The 21,031-nt window shown below is 42.0% G+C and carries 17 protein-coding genes; 13 read left to right on the plus strand and 4 right to left on the minus strand.

Features of this window, described 5'->3' with window-relative positions:
• Positions 1–184: 184 nt before the first annotated feature.
• The 3 genes from EAG18_RS19895 (at position 185) to EAG18_RS19905 (ending at position 3,229) form a co-directional block, all read left to right on the plus strand.
• Positions 185–994: a phosphate/phosphite/phosphonate ABC transporter substrate-binding protein gene (locus EAG18_RS19895; protein WP_125254104.1), complete on the plus strand. Its 810-nt coding sequence runs from the start codon at positions 185–187 to the stop codon at positions 992–994.
• A gap of 3 nt (positions 995–997) precedes the next feature.
• Positions 998–2,611, plus strand: a complete 1,614-nt coding sequence (locus EAG18_RS19900) for an ATP-binding protein (protein ID WP_275557348.1) — start codon at positions 998–1,000, stop codon at positions 2,609–2,611.
• A gap of 87 nt (positions 2,612–2,698) precedes the next feature.
• Positions 2,699–3,229: a GNAT family N-acetyltransferase gene (locus tag EAG18_RS19905; RefSeq protein WP_275557349.1), complete on the plus strand. Its 531-nt coding sequence runs from the start codon at positions 2,699–2,701 to the stop codon at positions 3,227–3,229.
• A 71-nt stretch (positions 3,230–3,300) separates the two neighbouring features.
• Here EAG18_RS19905 and EAG18_RS19910 read toward each other — a convergent pair whose 3' ends face one another.
• On the minus strand, positions 3,301–4,188 hold the full coding sequence (locus EAG18_RS19910) for an EamA family transporter (RefSeq protein WP_185745636.1): 888 nt from the start codon (positions 4,186–4,188) through the stop codon (positions 3,301–3,303).
• Between the two features lie 116 nt (positions 4,189–4,304).
• Between EAG18_RS19910 and EAG18_RS19915 the strand changes: the two genes are divergently transcribed.
• The 3 genes from EAG18_RS19915 to EAG18_RS19925 all read left to right on the plus strand — a co-directional run bounded on the left by EAG18_RS19915 (position 4,305) and on the right by EAG18_RS19925 (position 5,934).
• Positions 4,305–4,787, plus strand: coding sequence for a MarR family transcriptional regulator (locus EAG18_RS19915; protein WP_125254105.1), 483 nt, complete (start codon positions 4,305–4,307; stop codon positions 4,785–4,787).
• A 128-nt stretch (positions 4,788–4,915) separates the two neighbouring features.
• On the plus strand, positions 4,916–5,326 hold the full coding sequence (locus tag EAG18_RS19920; protein ID WP_125254106.1) for a GNAT family N-acetyltransferase: 411 nt from the start codon (positions 4,916–4,918) through the stop codon (positions 5,324–5,326).
• 164 nt (positions 5,327–5,490) lie between these two features.
• Entirely contained in the window at positions 5,491–5,934 is a 444-nt protein-coding gene (locus EAG18_RS19925; RefSeq protein WP_125254107.1) for a GNAT family N-acetyltransferase, read from the plus strand.
• A 538-nt stretch (positions 5,935–6,472) separates the two neighbouring features.
• Here EAG18_RS19925 and speB read toward each other — a convergent pair.
• Both speB and speA read right to left on the minus strand, forming a co-directional pair.
• Positions 6,473–7,393 carry an agmatinase gene (speB, locus tag EAG18_RS19930; protein WP_125254108.1) on the minus strand — a complete coding sequence of 307 codons (921 nt, stop codon included), beginning with the start codon at positions 7,391–7,393 and terminating at the stop codon, positions 6,473–6,475.
• Positions 7,394–7,396: 3 nt separating this feature from the next.
• On the minus strand, positions 7,397–9,310 hold the full coding sequence (gene speA, locus EAG18_RS19935) for a biosynthetic arginine decarboxylase (protein ID WP_125254109.1): 1,914 nt from the start codon (positions 9,308–9,310) through the stop codon (positions 7,397–7,399).
• Positions 9,311–9,782: 472 nt separating this feature from the next.
• Here speA and EAG18_RS19940 point away from each other — a divergent pair, with 472 nt between their 5' ends.
• From EAG18_RS19940 to EAG18_RS19960, 5 genes are all read left to right on the plus strand, one after another.
• Positions 9,783–10,733: a calcium/sodium antiporter gene (locus EAG18_RS19940; protein WP_125254110.1), complete on the plus strand. Its 951-nt coding sequence runs from the start codon at positions 9,783–9,785 to the stop codon at positions 10,731–10,733.
• A 90-nt stretch (positions 10,734–10,823) separates the two neighbouring features.
• Positions 10,824–11,666, plus strand: a complete 843-nt coding sequence (locus EAG18_RS19945) for an alpha/beta hydrolase (protein ID WP_125254111.1) — start codon at positions 10,824–10,826, stop codon at positions 11,664–11,666.
• A 402-nt stretch (positions 11,667–12,068) separates the two neighbouring features.
• Positions 12,069–12,242, plus strand: a complete 174-nt coding sequence (locus tag EAG18_RS22455; RefSeq protein WP_241651574.1) for a hypothetical protein — start codon at positions 12,069–12,071, stop codon at positions 12,240–12,242.
• On the plus strand, positions 12,243–12,887 hold the full coding sequence (locus EAG18_RS19955; RefSeq protein ID WP_125254112.1) for a DUF6058 family natural product biosynthesis protein: 645 nt from the start codon (positions 12,243–12,245) through the stop codon (positions 12,885–12,887).
• Positions 12,888–13,757: 870 nt separating this feature from the next.
• On the plus strand, positions 13,758–14,816 hold the full coding sequence (locus EAG18_RS19960; RefSeq protein WP_125254113.1) for a prolyl oligopeptidase family serine peptidase: 1,059 nt from the start codon (positions 13,758–13,760) through the stop codon (positions 14,814–14,816).
• 277 nt (positions 14,817–15,093) lie between these two features.
• Here EAG18_RS19960 and EAG18_RS19965 read toward each other — a convergent pair whose 3' ends face one another.
• Positions 15,094–15,780: a hypothetical protein gene (locus tag EAG18_RS19965; RefSeq protein ID WP_125254114.1), complete on the minus strand. Its 687-nt coding sequence runs from the start codon at positions 15,778–15,780 to the stop codon at positions 15,094–15,096.
• A 198-nt stretch (positions 15,781–15,978) separates the two neighbouring features.
• Between EAG18_RS19965 and EAG18_RS19970 the strand changes: the two genes are divergently transcribed.
• Both EAG18_RS19970 and EAG18_RS19975 read left to right on the plus strand, forming a co-directional pair.
• On the plus strand, positions 15,979–16,830 hold the full coding sequence (locus EAG18_RS19970; protein ID WP_125254115.1) for a GNAT family N-acetyltransferase: 852 nt from the start codon (positions 15,979–15,981) through the stop codon (positions 16,828–16,830).
• A 253-nt stretch (positions 16,831–17,083) separates the two neighbouring features.
• The gene (locus tag EAG18_RS19975; protein ID WP_125254116.1) at positions 17,084–20,785 is read left to right on the plus strand and encodes a S8 family serine peptidase; all 3,702 of its coding nucleotides are present in this window, start codon (positions 17,084–17,086) and stop codon (positions 20,783–20,785) included.
• The last annotated feature ends 246 nt before the right edge of the window (positions 20,786–21,031 follow it).

Below are 21,031 nucleotides of genomic sequence, written 5' to 3' on the forward strand. Positions count from 1 at the left end.
GATGTAGGTACCTTGGCGATAGCAGGACGCGTTAGCGGGGTTATCGACAAGATTTTCTCGCCTCAAAAATAGACCACTTAATTAAGAAAATTGGTATAAATATTAATTCAAGCACTGGCCACTTGGGTTTCGGCCTAACCAATTATTAATAGATCTGTATTAAGACTTTGTTGCACGGTGGTAAATGATGAAATCGCTTTTTCTAATTATAGGGTTGCTTTTTTCGTTATCGGCTTTATCAGCCGAGTATACTTTTGCATTTGTACCTCAGCAGTCAGCAAATAAGCTGGCTAAAAACTGGCAGCCCGTTTTAAATTATATTAACGACAAAACCGGTGATAAGTACATCTTCAAAACGGCAAAAGATATTCCCACTTTTGAATCTCGGTTGCTAAATCAAGAGTATGATGTCGCTTATATGAATCCATATCATTTTATCGTATTTAACAAACAAGCGGGATATGAGGCTATAGCGAGACAAAAAAACAAACAAATAAAAGGGATTATCGTGGTGAAGAAAGACTCTGGTATTAATACCTTGTCACAGTTACATGACCACGTCCTAGCTTTCCCTGCACCAGCGGCATTTGCGGCGAGTATTTTGCCAAGGAGTGAGTTGATGAAACAGGGGATCAGTTTTACCCCTCGTTATGTTTCGTCTCATGACTCCGTGTATCTTAATGTCGCCAGAGGCTTTGTTAAAGCCGGAGGTGGCGTGATCCGAACATTAGAAAATACCGACCCTGAGATAAAATCTCAACTGGATATTTTGTGGACTACACCAGGTTACACTCCCCATGCGTTTGCGGTAAAACAAGATATGCCGCAAGAAGCCAAAGCTAGGCTCACGCATGCACTTACGTCACTGGCAAACAGTGAACGAGGGCGAGCACTACTTGCGGCCGTTAACTTTACAGCCATCATGCCCGCATCCAATGCACATTGGCAGGATATTGAAGCGCTTAATATAGATATATTAGTAGGGAAAGAATAATATATGAGGTACTCGCTGAGGCTAAAAACAATGATAGGTACTGCGATAATTGAAGCAGTACTGCTCAGTGCGTTAATACTCGTTGTTATTGACTTTATGATGGCGTCTGCAAACGATGCAATGAATAAGCGGGCAACCACCACTTCTAGATTATTTGCCAGCGCGACTAAAGATGCCGTGCTCTCCTATGATTTGGCCACATTAGATGCTTTTACAGCCGAGTTACTTACTAATCCTGACATTCTTTATGTCAAAGTCGTTGATGTTAAATCAAATCTATTATCTTATGCTGGCTCTAGCGAGTTTAAAACGCGTTTATCTGAACCTGATAGCTTGGTTGAGGAAGTAAGTGACGGCATTTTTGATGTGCATACCAGCATTACGGAAGGTGGGACACATTTTGCGACGATACATATCGGAATCGATATCGGCGCGATTAACCGTGCCATGTCGGAAGTAAAGCGTTGGACAATTTCGATTGCATTATTTGAGATGGCACTGGTTGCTATTTTCTCATATATACTGGGAGTGTACTTGACTACCAATTTATATCGACTAAAAAGCCAGGCGAAAAAGATAACTAAAAGCGTAAAAGATGAAGTATTTGATTTCAAATGGCAACCAATTCAAAGCCGGGATGAATTACAAGAGTTATCTGCTGCCTTTGACGAACTCTACCACACACTAACCGAAGAACATCAGCAGCGCCAACAGTATCAGCATGAACTGATACAATTAAACAAAGATTTAGAACGTTTAGTTGCGCAAAGAACGCAAAAGCTGCACCACAAAAACCAACAGCTTGAAAAAATAAACCAAGAATTAGAAACAGCTCAGCAACAACTTATACATTCAGAGAAAATGGCATCTATCGGAGTGTTAGCCGCAGGGGTAGCTCATGAAATTAATAATCCACTTGGCTTTGTTACCAGCAATATGGATGTAATGAAGCGCTACCATAGTGACTATGTGGCACTTGCAGAGCATGCAATGGAGGCGAAAAACACAGGTTCAGTGCAAACCATGGCGGAGTTTATTGACCGCAAGGATTTTGAATTTCTAAACAGCGACAGCAAAGCACTAATTGAAGAGACTGAGTCGGGCTTACAGCGAGTGTCAACAATTGTCAAAGATCTCAAACAATTTTCGCGTGCAGATAGTCTAGATTTACAGCCATGTGATGTGAACGCYTGCATAAAAACGACCTTAAATTTGGTCGCGAGTGAGTTAAAATATCAGGCTAATGTGTCGACTAAACTGAGTCAGCTCCCCCCTGTACAGGCAAACATGGGCAAGCTGATACAAGTACTAACCAATTTATTGATTAATGCTTCTCAAGCACTTGATGGACATGGGGAAGTGAGTATTTCGACAAGTATGGAGAATGACCAAGTTATCATTCGAGTACAAGACAATGGTGTGGGGATTTCACCACAAAGTATTGATAAAATCTTTGATCCATTCTTTACGACTAAGCCAATTGGCAAAGGCACTGGGCTGGGACTATCAGTAAGTTATGACATCATTAAAGAGCATGGGGGAAAACTCACCGTGCAGAGTGAAGAAGGAGTTGGGAGCTGTTTTACTATCAATTTACCCGTATTACAAAATAGCTGAATATAAAAGAGTGATACTTCTATTTTACAAATTCAGATATTGTAAATTATCTAGCGATCAATTAAGTTTTACATAAAATGGGAACAATTGGAGCACACCAAGGTGGAGTTGGATATTAGCTCGGAAATAAAGCTTCAGAGTTTATCTGTTGAGCATACAAAAATACTCTTTTGCTGTGTGCAAGACAGCCGCGCTAGCTTAGAGGCTGTACTGCCATGGGTAAACGATATTCAAGTAGAATCTGATGCTAGACGGTATATTGAAACGAGAATACATAATTCGGTGGGAGGACTGTGGTCGGCAATTGAGTTTAAGCAACAGTTTTGTGGCGTCTTTGGCATAAAATATGTTGACCCTAAAGCGCAAAATGCAGAGGTCGGATATTGGCTTGGAGCGCACGCGCGCGGTCATGGCATTATTGGTCAAGTGTTGACACAGGTGATAGCCAAGTTACGTGCAGTATCAGATATTAAGTCGATAGAGTTTCAGTGTTTAGCCTCTAATACCGCCAGCCAACGGATCATTACAAAAGCGGGAGGCCAGCTTATTGGTTCTGTTACGGAGCAGACAAAAACGAGTGGTGACGAGGCGCTATACGTGTATCGCCTATGGCTTTAACCTTGTTTACAACATGGCACATTCAGTGGTAAGTGTTTGAGCCATTATTGCTCAAACACAGTGATAGTTTGCTAGCTTGCGGTTAATGCTTTGCCTCGTACCCTTGCTGTTAGCATTGCAGGAAGAAGAGGCATCATGATCATGCCGATCATTAACATATATTGAAATAGCGAGAACGCTTCACCCAGCAGTATCATACCCGTTAAAATGCCAGCGAGCGGGTTGGCAATACCACCAAAAGCAAACTCTACTACCGACATTCGTTGCAAAGCCCATACATACAAGCTGTAGCCAAGTGCCGTATTAAGTACGACTACCCACACAATACCGACGAAATTGACCACAGAAAAGCTATCAAAAGCTGCAATATAGCTAGCTGGAGCGATAATACCTTGAAACGCAGCGGCAAGTGTTAGCATCGTGCCACCAATAATCAATTGCCAAGTTAGCACAGTCCACCAATGCATACGGCCGCCAAGAGATTTAGTAATGGCGCTGCCAATCACAATACAGGTTATTGCTGCAAGCATTGCCCCTAAGCCAAGCGGGTTTAAGCTAAGAGAGCTTGGATCAAAAAGCAACCAAGCCAGAAAGATGAGTGCAGCCCCGCATAACCCTTGTGCTAACCCCGGCCGCTGCTTGTGAACAAGCCAATGATAAAACATAGCGAACACGGGGACAGATACCATGYCAACACTAGATATGGCTGATGGGAGTGTTAGCGCCATTATAAAGATCATGCCAAAGAAGATGGCGATATTAATTGCACCGAGACCGAACAGTATCGGCCAGTCTTCTTTTTTTGGTGTACTGGGCTTTATAGCCAACAAAATCAGTCCAGCGGGAAGTGCCCTAATAGCACCCAGTAAGAGAGGAGGCCAGTCTGCAAGTGTGTATTGTGTTACCGCATACGTAGTTCCCCATAAAAATGCAGGGATCATTGCGAGAAGTATATTCACGTTAATTATCTTTATATTGAGATACTTCTCGCTAAGATATTACTAAAAACACTTTTTGTAAAGTATCTTTATGTTAAGATATTTATTTACAAAGTTTGTTGTTGAGGCAATTATTGATGGACGCAATTGACAGAGTACAAGAGCAGTGGGCTCGTGAAAAACCACACTTAGAGACAACACCAATGGCGATAATGGGTCGCTTAGTGCGCATCGCTAAACATATGGAAGCCGAAGTAGAAAAACTACACAAGCGATACGGTTTAAACCTAGGTGAATTTGATGTACTAGCTACCCTACGTCGCAGTGGCGAGCCTTTTCGCTTAACTCCATCAGAGTTATTTAAAACCATGCTACTGACCTCTGGCGCTATGACTAATCGCTTAGATAAGCTGGCGGCAAAAGGACTGATTAAACGAGAACATTGTAAGGAAGATCGCCGCAGTGTGACTGTTGAGTTGACAGCTGAAGGACTAAGCTTGATTGAAAAGCTGATTGAGCCGCATATCGCGCTACAAGCTCAATTAGTGCAGGAGTTGGAGCCCGAACAGCGAGTATTATTGAATGAATTACTAAAAGGGTGGTTAAAGCAGTTCGAGTGAATGCTAAAAATAAAGAGCAAATTTATTTACTGTGACTTATTGGCTGAAATTTAAAACGTGTAAACACCTGTTTATTTATACAGTTTTGTTGTATAAGCTTACCAATGAGAATAACAAAGGTGAAAATAATGACAATAACGTATCAATCTCAAGCTCCCAGTCCACACGAATTTTGTGAAATGCGAATAAAAGCAGGTCTTTCTCCCAAGTCTATAAAAGCAGCAGAAATCGCATTGCCAAATAGTCTCTACATTATTACTGTGCGAGATCACGATAACTTAATTGCCATGGGGCGAGTGGTAGGGGATGGCGCGTGTAACTTCGAGGTTGTAGATGTTGCGGTTGATCCTGCCTATCAAGGTCAAGGGCTTGGTCGTAAAGTCATGGAATATATAGATGACTATTTATCGTCCGTTGTGTTAGAAGGCTCTTACGTATCGATGATCGCTGATGAACCTGAGTTTTATAAAAAACTCGGTTACAAGTTGGTTTCCCCCGCGAGTCAAGGCATGACAAAAAAGTTCAGACCTAACGCTTAATAAAGTATTTAGTGCTCGTACCTATCTGTTTAGTATAAAGTTTTTTGGTGAAATGCTGAAAGTAAGTAATAAAGCCTCAAGTGCAGGTTATGTTCTAGCTTGCAAATTCTTATCTAGCCTGCGACTCTGCTACATATCATGTACTTAGCCACTAGGAGTGAACATTGACGATAAGGACATATACAGAAGACGACTTTCAGTCGATAGAAGAGATTTACAATCTATCCAAATTAGATGAGCTGGCACAGGAAGCTGCTGAGTTTACTTTACTACCGTTGTCAGAAGATATACCACGGAATGAGCAGCTATTCGAATCTCAAATATTTGTTTATGAACTGGGGTCGATAGCAGCATTTTGCGCTATCTGTCATACAGAAATCAGGGCACTATTTGTACATCCGGATCATCGAGGAAAAGGAATTGGCAAAGACTTACTGAAGTACTTACTTTCTCTTACTTCGCAAGAAGCAAGTCTATACGTTGTCGCTTCAAACTGTGTTGCTAAAGAGGTGTATAAAAGTGTTGGCTTTGTGGTTACTGAAACATTTGAAACCACTTATAACTCTGTTGCCGTAACCGTAGATAAAATGGTAAGAAATAAAGGCTAGTGGGGCACACTACACCGCTGCTAGTTACCATGCCAATTGGCCTTAATACTTGCACCATTTGAAGGCGTAAATCTGATCCTAACTGCGTTCGAAACTTCTTATTTAGAACAACCAAATAGCATTATTTTTGCCCTACCTACATAGATGATGAGACGAACACCTCAAGTGCAAACGGCGTCGCATGCGCCATTATTGAGTATATGCAGATATCTTGGTGCTAGCATGAAGCAATAGCGCTGTTATCGACAAGATTTGCTCGCCTCTACATAGCAAGCTTATTTAATACCAATTTGACTTAATACTTGCTCAATTTGAAGGAGTAAATCTGGCGCTAACAGCGTTAAAAATTTCTTATTTAGAACAACTAAATAGCAAAATTTTTGCCTAGTTATCGACAAGATTTTCTCGCCTCAAAATAGACCACTTAATTAAGCAAATTGGTATAAGATAACTGGCATAATTTATAAGTAAAACAGGGTATAAACCCCAAACAAAAAAGCCACCTTGTTAGGGTGGCTTAATCTAAATCTGCATCCGATTATTTATGCTTTATTGCCCACAAATGCAGTAGTTCGTGCGCAATGGTGGCGGCGGCGATTGCGGTAAGCTCGCTTTGGTCGTAGGAAGGGGAGACTTCTACTACGTCCATGCCTATCATGTTTAGTCCTTGCAGTGCGCGTAAAATCTTCAGCACTTTGTCGCTGGTTAGACCGCCGCATACTGGGGTACCGGTGCCGGGTGCGAATGCTGGGTCTAGACAGTCGATATCAAAGGTTAAATACACCGGCAAGTCGCCGACGCGTGCTTTGATCTGCGCAGCTATTTCTTCAGCGCTTAAGTCATTTGCTGCCATAGCATCAATTACGCCAAACTCGTGGCCTTGCTCTGTGTACTCGGTTCTAATGCCAATTTGCATTGAATGTTCTGGGCTTATTAAGCCCTCAATTGGAGCATGATAGAACATAGTACCGTGGTCATAGCGTGAACCTTGGCTGTACGTGTCTGTGTGCGCATCAAAATGTACGAGTGCCATTTTGCCGTGAATTTGCTGATGAGCACGCAGCAATGGCAGGGTCACAAAGTGATCGCCACCTAGGCTTAATAACGTTTTGCCTTGCTGCAAAATTTGAAGAGCAGCTAACTCGAGTTGCGCAGTGAAATACTCAGGATCGCCAACTGGATATGTGAAATCGCCAGCGTCTTGTAGTTTTATTTTGTCCCACAATGCAAATGACCAAGGGTATTTTTTACTTTCCCAAGCCAAATGCACGGATGCGCGACGGATCGCATCTGGACCCAAGCGTGCGCCTGGGCGTCCAGAGGTTGCCAAATCAAATGGCAAGCCAAGTACCACAACGTCTGCATCAATATCTGTGATATTGCGTACCATTGGCTGACGTAAAAACGTCATGCCGTTGGAGTACAGAGAATGATCGGTGTGATCGAATAAATGGCTCATGGGTTAAAAATCTTCCAAATAAGTATAGCCGTCAAGGCCGGTTTCAAGCTCTGCTAGGCAGGTTGCTTGCTCTTCAAGCGGTAGTTTGCTTTCAACAAGGTTGGCAAAGTTACGCTTAAATTGTTCAACATCAAGGTGTACATAACGCATCATATCGGCAACCGTGTCGCCTACATCGATATTACCCAGCGATAATTCGCCCTGATCGTCTAATGTGGCTACAACTGTGTGGGTGTCGCCAAATAGGTTGTGCATGTCACCTAAAATCTCTTGGTATGCACCCACCAAGAAAAATCCCAATAAATAGGGTTTATCTTTGCAAAACTCAGGTACAGGCAATGTTGCTTCAATACCTTGGCCATCCACATAATGTTCCACCGTACCGTCAGAATCACAGGTAATATCCAGCAAAACCGCGCGGCGTTTTGGTGCCTCTGTTAACCCGCTAAGTGGCAATACAGGGAATACCTGTTCAATCCCCCAAGCGTCTGGCAAAGATTGAAATAGCGAGAAATTCACAAAGAATTTATCCGCAAGCTTAGCGCTGAGTTCGTCAATAATTGGACGATGGAAACGGTTTTTGTTGTCCATACGCTTGTTTAGCTCATAACATACACGCAGATTTACTTGCTCCGCCCAAGCTCTTTGCTCAAGACTTAATAGGCCCATCGCAAATTGGCTGTGTACTTCTGCCAAGTCGCCTTGCGTATCATGAAAAATTTCAATCAACGCACGGTCATCACTCTGTTCGTTGAGTGCCTGCCAAGACGTCCACATATTGTGTAGCAGTCTTGGGGCGTCACTTACCGGTGCAGTTATCTCTTCTGCTTGGTAGCTTTCGGTGCCAATTACATCGGTGATTAATACCGCATGATGGGCAGTTAGCGCACGACCCGACTCAGAGATGATCTTTGGCATTGGCTGATTGTATTGCTTACAGGTATCGCCTATGGTGTAAACGATGTTGTTTGCATATTCAGCTAAGCTGTAGTTCATCGAGTTGGACGACTGGCTGCGAGTTCCATCGTAATCCACTGCAAGCCCGCCACCTACGTCTAAATTCAACAGGTTTGCACCTAAACGGCGTAATTCGCAGTAGAATCTAGCGGCTTCACCTACACCAACGCGAACGTCACGAATGTTGGCCATTTGCGAGCCTAAGTGAAAGTGCACCAGTTGCAGCGCGTCTAGCATGTCAGCGTGCTTTAATTGGTTAACAACCGTAAGCACTTGCGATGCAGATAGGCCAAATTTGGACTTTTCGCCGCCGCTTGCTTGCCATTTGCCTTTACCTTGTGATGCCAAACGAACGCGTAAGCCTAAGCGTGGTTTCACGTTTAGTGCTTTGGCTTCTGCCATCACGATGTCGAGCTCAGAACGCTTTTCTAAAACGATATAAACTTGATGACCTAATTTTTCACCGATAAGCGCAAGACGGACATATTCTCTGTCTTTGTAGCCGTTACATACAATCACTGCGCTGGTTTTTTCACTGAGCGCCAATACAGTAAGTAACTCAGCTTTACTGCCAGCTTCTAAGCCTAGCTGTTTTTTATCACTTGCCGCTTGGCTTGCAATCAGTCCCTCAATGACTTCTTTTTGTTGGTTTACTTTAATTGGGTAAACCAATAAATAATCTTCTGGGTAGCTGTAATCAGAAATCGCCTGATTAAACGCACCAACAATATTATGTACACGCTGTTCTAGGATTTGTGGAAAACGCACTAGCGCAGGTAGGGTATAACCCTCAGATTTAATTTTTTGTGCAATGTTTGTCAGAGTTACGGCGTGCTGTGGTTGCTGTTGGTTCGGCATCGCAGTAACCTCTCCCTGATCATTAATACCAAAGAAGCCTTGGCTCCAGTGGCGCACGTTGTAGCATTCACGTGCTTGCTCAGAAGAGATAAATTTGGTCATTCAAGTTCCTTAACATAAGTTAGCGTTCAGCCTGCAGTGCGCCATCATTGGCGGCTACTGACTGAGTGAAAGGTCTAATTAACCTGAACTCGCATAAAAACCTGTTCTCTAGCAGCTGTTACCCCTTACTACTGCGTTAAATTTGTTTGCAATAGACTGGCTCTTGACGCACAAATTTGTCTTGTATTAAGAAATAACATCTGGCTAGCGTGTTATTACGCTTTTGAACATGGATATTTTTGGTTGATTAACCAACTTTCTATACCGTGTTCAGGTTAATTAATTTTCGCGCATTAGACACAAATAGAGAGTCCCAGTCTAATGAGTTATTTTGCTCGTCAAGAGTGACAAATCTTACCCTCAGTTTAGTTGCGATATAATGTGAATTAAGTGAGAGTAAACAAGAAGTAGTAATTTCTATTCTCATGATTATTTCTAGCTAACGTTCCATCAATACGCAAGGTTTGCTTCAATGACAATCAATCTTATTTATATCGTTTTAGGCTTATCACTCTTGGTCTTTGGTGCTGACCGTTTAGTCGTGGGTGCCTCTAAGCTAGCTGTAAGTTTTAATGTTCCAAGCGTATTGATTGGGTTAACAATAGTGTCATTTGGTACCAGTGCTCCTGAGCTTACTGTTAGCATTCAGTCAGCTGTTACGGGGCAAGGCAGTCTCGCTTTTGCTAATGTGTTAGGCAGCAATACCTTTAATATTCTTTTTATACTCGGAGTATCTGCCCTGATTGCACCACTGGTGGTTTCACAAGAATTAGTGAAAAGAGACATTCCAATGCTAGTGATCGCCAGTTTTATTGTCACTGCATTAGTCTGGGATGGCAGGCTCAGTCAGTTAGACGCAGCATTATTGTGCTCGCTTTTGTTATTTTATGTCGCTTATTTGTTTATCCAAGGCCGCATGCTTAGTAATAAGAATAATGAACCGACGCCGTCACAACAACCAAACCGTTGGCGTGAGCGCGCAGTTAGCATACTGCTATTTATCGTAGGGCTTAGCTTGTTGATATTTGGCGGACAATTGATGGTTGAGAACGCGGTGCAACTTGCCCGTGCTTTAGCAGTGGATGAAGTCATGATTGGCTTAACCATTATTGCTATTGGCACGTCGCTACCAGAAGTGGTTACCTCAGTCATGGCGAGTATAAAAGGGCATGCTGATATTGCGGTAGGCAATGTCATTGGTAGTAATTTATTCAATTCATTGGGTGTACTTGGCGTGACAGGACTTATCAGCGCAACCCCTTTAGAAGTGACAAGCCGTATGCTGAATGTTGATATTTCAGTCATGATCGTTGCAACGATACTTTGTACGCCATTACTCATTTCTGGGTTAATACTCAGTCGCAAAGAGGGAGGCATCTTATTTATAGGCTACGTCGCATACTTAGTTTACACTTTGATATAATAAAGTTTCAGAAGTTTCTGAAACTTTATTGAATTCATTAAGGGAATTGCTTAGTATGTTTTTGGAATAAACAATAAATGAGAAAGGACAATGAAAATAATAACATCAGCAGTACTGGGGCTCGTCGCTTGTAGTTCAGTGGCCAGCGCTAACCAATCAGCTCATGAGCACAATTATCAATATGTGGAAATAAACGGCAACAAACTTGCCTATGCTTGCAAAGGAGAGGGCGAAACAACGGCACTTTTACTTGCTGGAATGGGCCTTGATGCTCATGAAACCTACAAAAACACCATTCATAACATAAATCCAAAAGGCTATCGCTTATGTTTTTATGATAGAGCAAGCACCGGAAAAAGCACTTTTGCAAAGCCTCGAGTACGGACTATGTTGGAGCTTACACAAGAGCTTGAGGCATTTACTCAAGCCACTAAAATGGATAATTTGGTACTTGTGCCTCACTCATTTGGTGGTTTTGTTGCAAGAGCCTATGCCAACCGAAACCCTGAAAAAGTGAAAGGGATGGTACTTATTGATATCGCTCATGAGTCTTGGTATCACAATATGAAAAGTAAGATGTCCAAAGAAGCATGGAAGATCATGGATTGGATCGTCAACTGGGAGCGAGATACTCATTCATTAGAAGACTTGGAAGAAGCTTCTGCCCATACAGAGATGTATAAAATCAACCGGAAAATGCCAGTTACGATACTGTCGCGTGGGATCCCTCATGTGACTATCCGCTCTACCGGTATGAGTTATGCTGATGTTGATGTTTACATGCAAACGTCAAAAGATTCCCAGATAAAACTGCAAGAAATTGGTGACAATGTCACCGCTGTTACCATGAAATATGCTTCTCACCTATTTGATGAGACAGATCCATTTATTGCCATTAAATATATTGAAGAAATGGTAAATAAAGTAAAATAATACTTCTTACTCATTGGGGGAGTGGTTATACTGCTACCCCTTGGGTTTGCTTAAAGGGGTATTGTATTCTGGCACCTAGTTTTGTCTATATTAGTTGAGAGATTGAGTGCTGATAAACCCTTTTAGGAGAACAAGAATTAAACCGTAAAGATTAACAGATCTCAACTCTACATAATAAAAATGATATTTCCTCAGCATAACATAAGTTCAAAAATTACTCTTTACCTGTTAGCGATAGCCGGGCTAAGCGGATCATTGTTCGCAATCATGGGGGTTTTTATTCATCCTACTCCCATCTTAGTATTTGATTTTGCAACTAGTATTATATGTATAATGGTGTCGTTTAAGCTTTATCAACAGCAATATAAGGCATTGATGTGGGCGCTGATACTGGGGGGGCTAATGACAATAGGTATTAAAGTTGAAGATACCTTAATTCAGTTTACATCTGGGTTATTATTAACTGTTCAGTTAAACCTAGAACACATTTCAGTTAATATCAATTTACTCGGTTTTATAATCATAGCAACAGCACTCACCGCAAAAGTTAAACTCGACAGTGTAGAGGAAAGGTAAATGGAATTAATTCATTATCTACAAACCTATTTCATTACAAAGGAACACTTACTTCGCGAATCGCGGCTATCACAAACTGAGTTAAATGAATTAATTGAAAAGCGGTTGATGCCAAAAGCCGCTTATAGATTAGCCTTAAACTTGAAATGCGATTCTTTCTTTGGTGCGTACTGTGATAATAGTAACCTCGAGTTTTATCCACAAGGCGCTTTGGTATGGCTTGGAGTGGTCTCACAATTAAGAGATGAAGCACAGGCATTTGATGTCTTTAGTCACCGTTATAAGAGGCAAATTAATAGGCTAAAAACACAGGGGTTTACAACGAAAAATACGAAGCTTAACGGGAATATTGATAGCCATCTTAGTAGCGAATGGCAGTATTTTCTCGATGGTATTTATGGACTTTGTACTAAAACGGGGCTGCCCGAAGATATTGCCAACAAAGAAGCGGCCATTATCATCATTAATGAATATCTCGCTTTAGAGCATGACCTCAGCAAAACAGAATTAGTGAAGCTGCATCAAGCTGTTAACCTGTTGGATGACGCAAGTACGCAATTTGCCCCCCATGAGCGTGAACAGAGCTCTCGAAAACGTTTAATTGAAAATGTGAGAGCAAAATTTCCTGCTCCTTCCGAGTTATAATAACTTTTCGAGTAATAAAGTTACATTTGTAACTTTGTGTTATTGGTGAAAGCATACCCTATTCTTGGTTTGTATCGACTAGATGGTTTGTTGTGACAGCATTTTTACCTTACAAAAAGTCATATCTACTTGCGCTGGAGCAGCGGCAATACCTAATACCAATTTGACTTAATACTTGCTCAATTTGAAGGAGTAAATCTGACGCTAACAGCGTTAAAAATCTCTTATTTAGAACAACTAGATAGCAAAATTTTTGCCTTGCCTACACGGGGGTAGGTACCTTGGCGATAGCAGGGCGCAGTAGCTGGGTTATCGACAAGATTTTCTCGCCTCAAAATAGACCACTTAATTAAGAAAATTGGCATAAAGCGTCATTAGCATTTTTTTGAGCACTAATAAAAGGTTTTGCGTTTTTGTGTCATATCTCAACTTTATGCCCATATCATTGCGCTAATCTAGCGCAATGATGAAAAGCACTACACCCTTCCATTGCAATAATACATGGTTTTGTATTGGCTAGTAACCCAGTCACATTTTTGGTGACATGATTGTGAAAAAGAATTTTACCATGGCAATTTATTCTAAAGACTTCGGTAACATTTTTAGCTAAGTCGAGCTAGGTTATAATACGAGTGTTCATGTATGAGCTCCTTTTGCAGTGGTCGACATCACTCTATTCAGGTATCGTGTTGGAGCCCATACATCGAAACCAGGCTTACCATTGTTTATAAATTTAGTATTTGAGAGTAGACATAACTAGACGTCTATACTCCTAAGGTATTTTCGTATAAAAAGCATGCTTTAATTCATTGGTAATTATGCTTAGTATTGGTCTGTGTTTAATTTTTATACAGCGAGAAGATAGGGATAATGATAAATTTTATAAAGATGGATAAAGGCCTGCTATTCGTGGCACTTTTGATGGTTAATATTGAGAGCGCTTATTCTATTGATTATACAAAGCCAATGCCCGAGCGTGAATTTGCTTTTCACTCTTCAGTGGTGAAGAGCCAAAGTTGTTTTGAAGGAATATTTGGCGATTACAACATGTGGCGTAATGCGTTGACAGCACGTGCAGGTGTTTCTGAGAAAAGTTTTTTGGAAAAATTTCCCTACACCTTATATCAAGATTTTAAAGAGAACCTCAGTTGTTTTAACATCATCTATAAGGTTGATGACTACCTTGTTAAAGGTATTGTGATCTTTCCCAAGCGTGAGACCATCAGTCAACTTCCAGCAATAATCTATAATCGAGGCGGCAATAACACAAAAGTTCACACGCTTAAATTTGGAGACCTATTTGCAACTCTTTTTCCGTTGGCAAAATCTGGTCATGTTGTCATTGCCAGTCAGTATGGTGGTGCGATGCTATGGTCAAAAGGAAACAAACAAATTAATGGTGGTATTGACGAATTCGGTGGCCAAGAGCTGCAGGATGTTTTCGCTCTGTTACCAATTTTAGATGCGATGCCTAATGTAAACAGTCAACGTGTTGGGATGATGGGGTGGAGCAGAGGAAGTATGATGACGTTACTTGCAGTAAAGGAGTCAGCAAGGATAAAAAGTATTGTATTGGGTGGTAGTGCCGTTGACTTGGTATCAGTAGCAAAAGAACGACCGGTATTTGAGCGTAAAGTACTTGAGCGATTAATACCTAACTACAAAGAAAATAGGAAACTTGAGCTGAGGCAACGCTCTGCTACATACTGGCCAGAGAAGATACCAAAATCGACCTCAATTCTTATGCTTCATGGTGAGCGTGATACAGCGACAAAGCTTGAATACGCCAAGCTATTTTATGAAAAGCTCAAAAATAATGGTGTTAAGCAGATTGAGTTTATTACGTATCCAAATGGCTCTCATTCGTTACGAGAATATCAAGATGAGGTGACTAATACTGTAATTAACTGGTTTGCAGATACCTTATAGGCCATTACACCTGGTTAGTAAGATGATTGGTACTACTCAGCAAAGGGTTTAATCGTTGCGATTTTAATTATAGTTTAAGGCTCTAAATATCGACCCTGTGCTGTTTAGTGCGATGTATATTCAGAGCACAATCAAAGTGCCCTGTATGGGCACTTTGTAAATAAGATGATGATTACTGGCGAGTGGTGTAGTCCATTGAGCACCAATATTTGTAAATTGCATGCTCACAGAAAGTATCGAATGTTTAGTCGAAAGGCGAGATATAACCGCAGGTTAGCTAGGAGAACTCGGCAATGATTAATACTTTTTTATGTTTGGCGCTATAAAATACAATAGCTTCGCCACCGCCGTCGACATATATTGAAAAGCTGAAGGTGCCAAGATAGCTAAAGTCAACACCACTTTGTTCGTCGAAAAAGCCAATTTCGCGGGTAGCATAGTGGTCGTAATTATCGCCACTCTCTTCATCCATGGCGTCAAAATAGCGAGTCTCATCATCACTCTCTTCATCCCACAAGTAGGCATCCCAGTTGCAACCTAGCTCAGGTTGTCCACCAAATTCAAATAACGGTTCACCATCTTCAGCCTCATTCAGTGACATATTCAGAAAAGCGTGTTTTTTATAGAAACTAGCGGCTTTTTGATAATATTCACCATAGCTTTCAAAGTCATCACTGAGACTCTCCAAGTAGCTAGCGTCTACTTGCCAACCATGGTCAGTTAATGAATAAGCTATATAGGGAACGTCACCATCAAATATTGCCATCGAAATTGGCATTGCAATCAGTATGTTATCTTTATCATCTTGGGCAAGCTTAGTAGTTGAAAGCAACCCAAGTGGCAATAGTTGTTTTTCGTTAAAGGTAACCTGTTCATTACTGGGAAATGGCGTGTAAAAATTGCTTTCTTTTGTAATACGGGTAGGTGAGTCAGTGACTGCTGAGTCTTTGATATGTAGTGCCATAAAGCAACTCCTTTTTATGGTTTGATTAAACTAAGCGTAGATTTAGTGCAGAAGATAAGTGTTTTTTGTATTTAAATCAATAAATTAGTATTTCACTTAGAATTTGACGTTATATTTGACAAGTCATTGATATTTAGTTCAAAGTTCTCTAAAGATTTGTCAGTATTTGAACAACATTGACGTGATAGGAGAAATATCATGGGGACGGGGACTTTTAAGATTAAAAATATGAGTTTGGCAGAGCTCGAGACGGCAGTGCAGTGGGCGCAGCAAGAGGGCTGGAACCCTGGAGTAAACGACGCGTATTGCTATTTTTACGCAGATCCAAATGGCTTTTTGATGGGGTACTTAGATGATGAGCCTATAGCGACGATTTCTGTGGTTAAATATGATGGCGGTTTTGGATTTTTAGGCTTTTATATCGTCAAGCCTGAATATCGTGGTCGTGGCTATGGCATAAAAATGTGGCATGCTGCAATGCAATATCTAAAAAGCTGCAATATTGGCCTAGATGGTGTTGTTGCGCAACAAGAAAATTATGAAAAGTCTGGGTTTAACTTAGCTTATCGCAATATACGTTATGAGGGCACAGGAGGAGGGGATAAGCCACACCTTAAAAACCTTGTTCCATTACAAGATATCTCATTTGACGTACTTAAAGCCTATGAAGAAAAGTTTTTCCCTGCGCCCAGAACGGAGTTTTTGCAAGCTTGGATCCATCAGCCAAACAGCTATGCATGCGGTATTTACGAGGAGGGAAAGCTGTTTGCGTGCGGTGTTATTCGTCCTTGCTATACTGGCTATAAAATTGCACCTTTGTATGCAGAGTCGCCGGAATTGGCTGAACAAATGTTTTTAGCGCTTAAATCTCAAGTACCACAATCTTCACCTATCTATTTAGATGTACCCGAAGTCAATGCTGCGGCAATTGCGCTGGCTCAAAAATTCCGATTGTCGGCTGTGTTTGAAACTGCACGAATGTACACAGGGCAATTTCCAGAGCTGCCACTGGAGAAAGTGTTTGGTGTAACCTCATTCGAAATAGGCTAATAAATTAACAAAAAGGTGAAAGTAAAACAGTATTAGATGACACTTTGATTGCCTGTTTACGTTCGTTTACGAATATTAATTCACTACTTTTCCTTACATAATAATAAGTTATGACTTGTTTTGTATTTGTCAACAGTGAATGTAAAATAGTTGAGGGTTGAACAGTTGATAACTGTTTAAGATTTACATTATATTGATTTCTCCTTTGCATTCATTGCAACGATATTACCATAAGAAAAAATCAGGGGAAAAAATGTCAAATAAAATAAAACTGTCAATGGTTGCGGCGTCCGTATGTGGCGCGTTGGCGATGACAAGTGTACAAGCGAGCGTCAACCTAAATACAGAAATTCCGAATGGGATCAATGGGTTCGAGCATACACAAAGCAATCACGCTAAACCAACAAACCCCCTTAAAGCATTGAGCAAACATTACTATATTGTTCGCCTAGAAAGTAACGCGTTAGTCAAGACGCAAGGTGCGGTTGACGCTGAGCGCAATGGCAACGGTCTTATGATGCAGTCTCAGGCCGTGAAATCACAAAGACAAGTGCTTGCAAAAGAGCGTAATGTATTTGCAAATAAGCTCGCTCAATCAATACCAGGCGCAAAAGTAGACCGCCATTTTGATGCGACAATGAATGCTGTTGTGGTGAAGTCAGACAAAGACATTTACGAGCAACTACAGGCGTTACCTGGCGTCACGCGAGTGTTTAAAGAAGAGCGCTACCAGGCGCAAATGGACGCTTCACTCTCTCTTATCAATGCCCCTGTAGTGTGGGAGAAGCTTGGTGGAGACCGTAGCGTAGGTAAGGGGATTCGAGTTGCAGTTATCGACTCTGGTATTGTGCCGACTAACCCAATGTTTGATGATGCTGGTATGGAAGCACCAACAGGTGCATTGCCATCAGATGACTACTGTCGAACTGTAGATTCATCATTTTGTAATAACAAGCTGATTGTTGCTCGTTATTCAACACCTACATTTTCACAACCTGATTTTCAAACATTTAGCCCGCTAGATAAAGACGGCCATGGCACGCACGTAGCAGGCACTGCAGTAGGCTCGGCAGTAACAGCAGATTATGACGGTTATAACTTAGAGCTAAGTGGTGTTGCACCTGGCGCGTATTTAATGAGTTACAAAGCCTTATACGAAGGTGGCGGCTCGAACATCATGTTGATCGAGGCGCTAGAGCATGCGCTTGAAGATGGCGCAGACGTGATCAACAACTCTTGGGGTGGTGGCTATGGCTCTGACCCAACGAACAGTGCGTATGCAGAAGTATTTGAAAATATCCAAGAAGCGGGCGTGGTCGCTGTTGTTTCAGCGGGTAATGGCGGTGCCGGTGCTAATACTATCGGTGGCCCAGCAAACTTAGCGTCAGTATTGTCAGTAGCTAACACCAATCATGGTCGTATCTTCACCACTGGTATGGCATTGGATGGTGGTGAGAATATCTTACATGTAAGCAGTTCAGATACGCCGCATAACACGGCTATCTCGGCAAAGCCAGTCGCAGCTAAAACTGTCTCGCCTGACAACGTTGAAGGCTGTGAACCTTTCCCTGCTGGGTCTTTTACCGACGCTTTCGCGGTGGTTTCTCGCGGTGGATGTAACTTCTCAGTTAAAGTAAAAAATGCAACGGATGCCGGCGCTAAAGCGGTGTTAATATATAATAACCGCGTAGGTACTCCATTTATTATGGACACAGCAGGCGAGGCAACCCCTGCGTTTATGGTCAGTCAAGATGATGGTGAAGCCATTATTACTGCAATCTCAGCTGAGGGTTTTGCTGGTCAACTAGCTGTTGATGGCGTCAATCGTACCGCAATCAGTGAAGCAGCGCGCGACTCGATGCGTGAGTCATCTTCAAGAGGGCCAAATGGCGATCCGTCCATCTTTAAGCCAAATGTGGCGGCTCCAGGTACTAACATCTTGTCAGCTCACTTGGATGTAGACGGAATGGCAAGCTTTGCAGAACTTTCTGGCACATCTATGGCGGGCCCTCATATTGCAGGTGCTGCCGCACTATTGAAGCAGCAATACCCGCAGTGGACGCCTCAAGAAATTAAGTCTGCACTGACGAATACCAGTGTAACAGACGGCTTGAAAAAAGAAGATGAAGTAACACCTGCTGATGGCTTTGATGTGGGTGCAGGACGTGTAGATCTTGATAAGGCATTCGATGCCAAAGTTACTTTCTCTGAAATGGGCTTATCAGAAACGCTGTGTGTTGATAGCTGTGATTACAGTGTTACGGTTCGTAATATGACTGACGAAGCCATGAAACTGCACTTTAAAGGTGTCGCGATTGGAGACGGTGTCACAGTGGGTGATATCAACTCATCAGTAGAGCTTGCAGCTTATGGTGAAGAGGGCGACGCAAAAGCCACGTCAATCACACTGAATATTACAGGTGCTGAATTTGAAGCATGGCAGTTCGGTCGACTAGAAGCTTACAATGAAGCTGGTGAGCGCGTTGGTCATGTTCCATTAGCTGCATTTGCAGCGTCGACGTCACTACCTGGTCTGGCAGTTTCGACTTCTGGAGCGTCAAACACAGCTGCATTTGACGTAAATGTTGGTTACATGAACGAGACTATTGAAGGTCAAGTTGCAATCAACTCAGTATTACCTAGCTCTCTTGAATTAGTTGAAGATAGCTTTACCGTCGATGTGCAAAACGGTAGTCAAATTTTAGCTGGTGCAGATATGCCTACTCGTCATATCGCATGGACAGGTAGCCTAGGTAAGGCATCAATTAGCAGCGCAATTCAAAATGGTTTGGCAATCGATCTTAAAGCTCGAGATGAGTATCGCCCTGGGTGTGAAGATACATGTGATGATGCTGATTTCAAATTTAACTTAGGCGCAATCGGCGATGGTTATACATTTAAGTTAGCAGGCAAAGAGTATAACTATATTACTGTAACAACTAACGGTCTTATCGTTGCAGGCGACGGCTCTGCAAGTGGCACAGGCACAAACGAAGCTATCCCATCAGCAAATGGCCAGAATGGCTTAATTGCACCACTTTGGGCTGACTTTGATCTGCAAGGCCCAAGTGAAACCGAAGGCGGAGCAGTGTACGTTGCATTATTATCCTTTACCGATGATGCAGATAATGTAACAACTTACTTTGTTACTGAGTGGGCTGATGCACAGTTATATCAAGATAACTCTGGCGATAAGTTTACATTCCAATCGTGGATCCGTCTAAATGGTGATGAGGAACACTTCTTTAACTACGTTAAAGTGCCAAAAATGCCAAGTAAAGCGACCGTTGGTATTGAAAACTCGAATGGGTTAGTTGGCCTACAAACATACTACAATGGTGAAGGTACAGCGCCAGCGGCAGGACAACTGATTGCGTATGATTATGCAAATGGTGGCTCTGTAAACCTTGGTATAAAGGTTAAACTTGCGGACAATGCACAGATTAAAGCTGGTGTTGCAGATATGGTTGAAATGGACGAAGACACAACATCTGAAGCCATTGATGTCTTAGCTAACGATAATGCTCAGCACATTGATCTTATCCCTGTTACCTTGACTGCTCGAGGCGGTGAAAATCAACGTGCAGTGCAAAGTGTGTCTTTCGCTAACCCTGAAGGCGGCTTTGACCCAGCAACACTTGCAGTTGTTGATGCTCCTGCAAATGGCACCGTCGAAATCAAAGAAGGTAAAGTAGTTTACAAGCCTGAGGCAGACTTCTTTGGCGTTGATAGTTTCACGTACACGGCAAAAGCGGCTGGTGAGAGTACACTTATGCTAGCGCCGACTAAAGTGACAATTAATGTTGCTGATGTGGCTGAGCCAACCCCGCCGGCTGTGGTTGATAAGCCAGTTGAAGCGCCATCGAGTTCTTCGGGCTCTCTTGGTTGGTTATCGCTATTGGCATTACCATTTGCATTACTTCGTCGCAAAAGCTCAGTTTCTTTGCGTAAATAAAATGTCATTATTCAGCAAAAGTGTGTGACTAGAAATAATCACACCTATTTGTAGAGATAAGTCATTATCCAACTTAAACCCCGAGTTCAAAGCTCGGGGTTTTTCATTTGTGAAGCTCTATCAATGAATTACACCTGCTTTTACTCATAAAAATAATAAATACAGAATACCAAAACAGTAAGTGCGACTTGTGTCGCACTTACTGTTTTGGTATTCTGTGACAAATGTCGCACTACATAGGAGGGG

The sequence above is a fragment of the Pseudoalteromonas sp. J010 genome, assembly GCF_003934235.1.
In the GTDB taxonomy this organism is placed as follows: Bacteria; Pseudomonadota; Gammaproteobacteria; order Enterobacterales; family Alteromonadaceae; genus Pseudoalteromonas; species Pseudoalteromonas peptidolytica.

Coding starts and splice junctions, on each gene's coding strand:
- EAG18_RS19895 (WP_125254104.1), top strand. CDS start 185: ATGATGAAATCGCTTTTTCTAATTATAGGGTTGCTTTTTTCGTTATCG.
- EAG18_RS19915 (WP_125254105.1), top strand. CDS start 4,305: ATGGACGCAATTGACAGAGTACAAGAGCAGTGGGCTCGTGAAAAACCA.
- EAG18_RS19920 (WP_125254106.1), top strand. CDS start 4,916: ATGACAATAACGTATCAATCTCAAGCTCCCAGTCCACACGAATTTTGT.
- speB (WP_125254108.1), bottom strand. CDS start 7,393: ATGAGCCATTTATTCGATCACACCGATCATTCTCTGTACTCCAACGGC.
- speA (WP_125254109.1), bottom strand. CDS start 9,310: ATGACCAAATTTATCTCTTCTGAGCAAGCACGTGAATGCTACAACGTG.
- EAG18_RS19940 (WP_125254110.1), top strand. CDS start 9,783: ATGACAATCAATCTTATTTATATCGTTTTAGGCTTATCACTCTTGGTC.
- EAG18_RS19945 (WP_125254111.1), top strand. CDS start 10,824: ATGAAAATAATAACATCAGCAGTACTGGGGCTCGTCGCTTGTAGTTCA.
- EAG18_RS22455 (WP_241651574.1), top strand. CDS start 12,069: ATGACAATAGGTATTAAAGTTGAAGATACCTTAATTCAGTTTACATCT.
- EAG18_RS19955 (WP_125254112.1), top strand. CDS start 12,243: ATGGAATTAATTCATTATCTACAAACCTATTTCATTACAAAGGAACAC.
- EAG18_RS19960 (WP_125254113.1), top strand. CDS start 13,758: ATGATAAATTTTATAAAGATGGATAAAGGCCTGCTATTCGTGGCACTT.
- EAG18_RS19965 (WP_125254114.1), bottom strand. CDS start 15,780: ATGGCACTACATATCAAAGACTCAGCAGTCACTGACTCACCTACCCGT.
- EAG18_RS19970 (WP_125254115.1), top strand. CDS start 15,979: ATGGGGACGGGGACTTTTAAGATTAAAAATATGAGTTTGGCAGAGCTC.
- EAG18_RS19975 (WP_125254116.1), top strand. CDS start 17,084: ATGTCAAATAAAATAAAACTGTCAATGGTTGCGGCGTCCGTATGTGGC.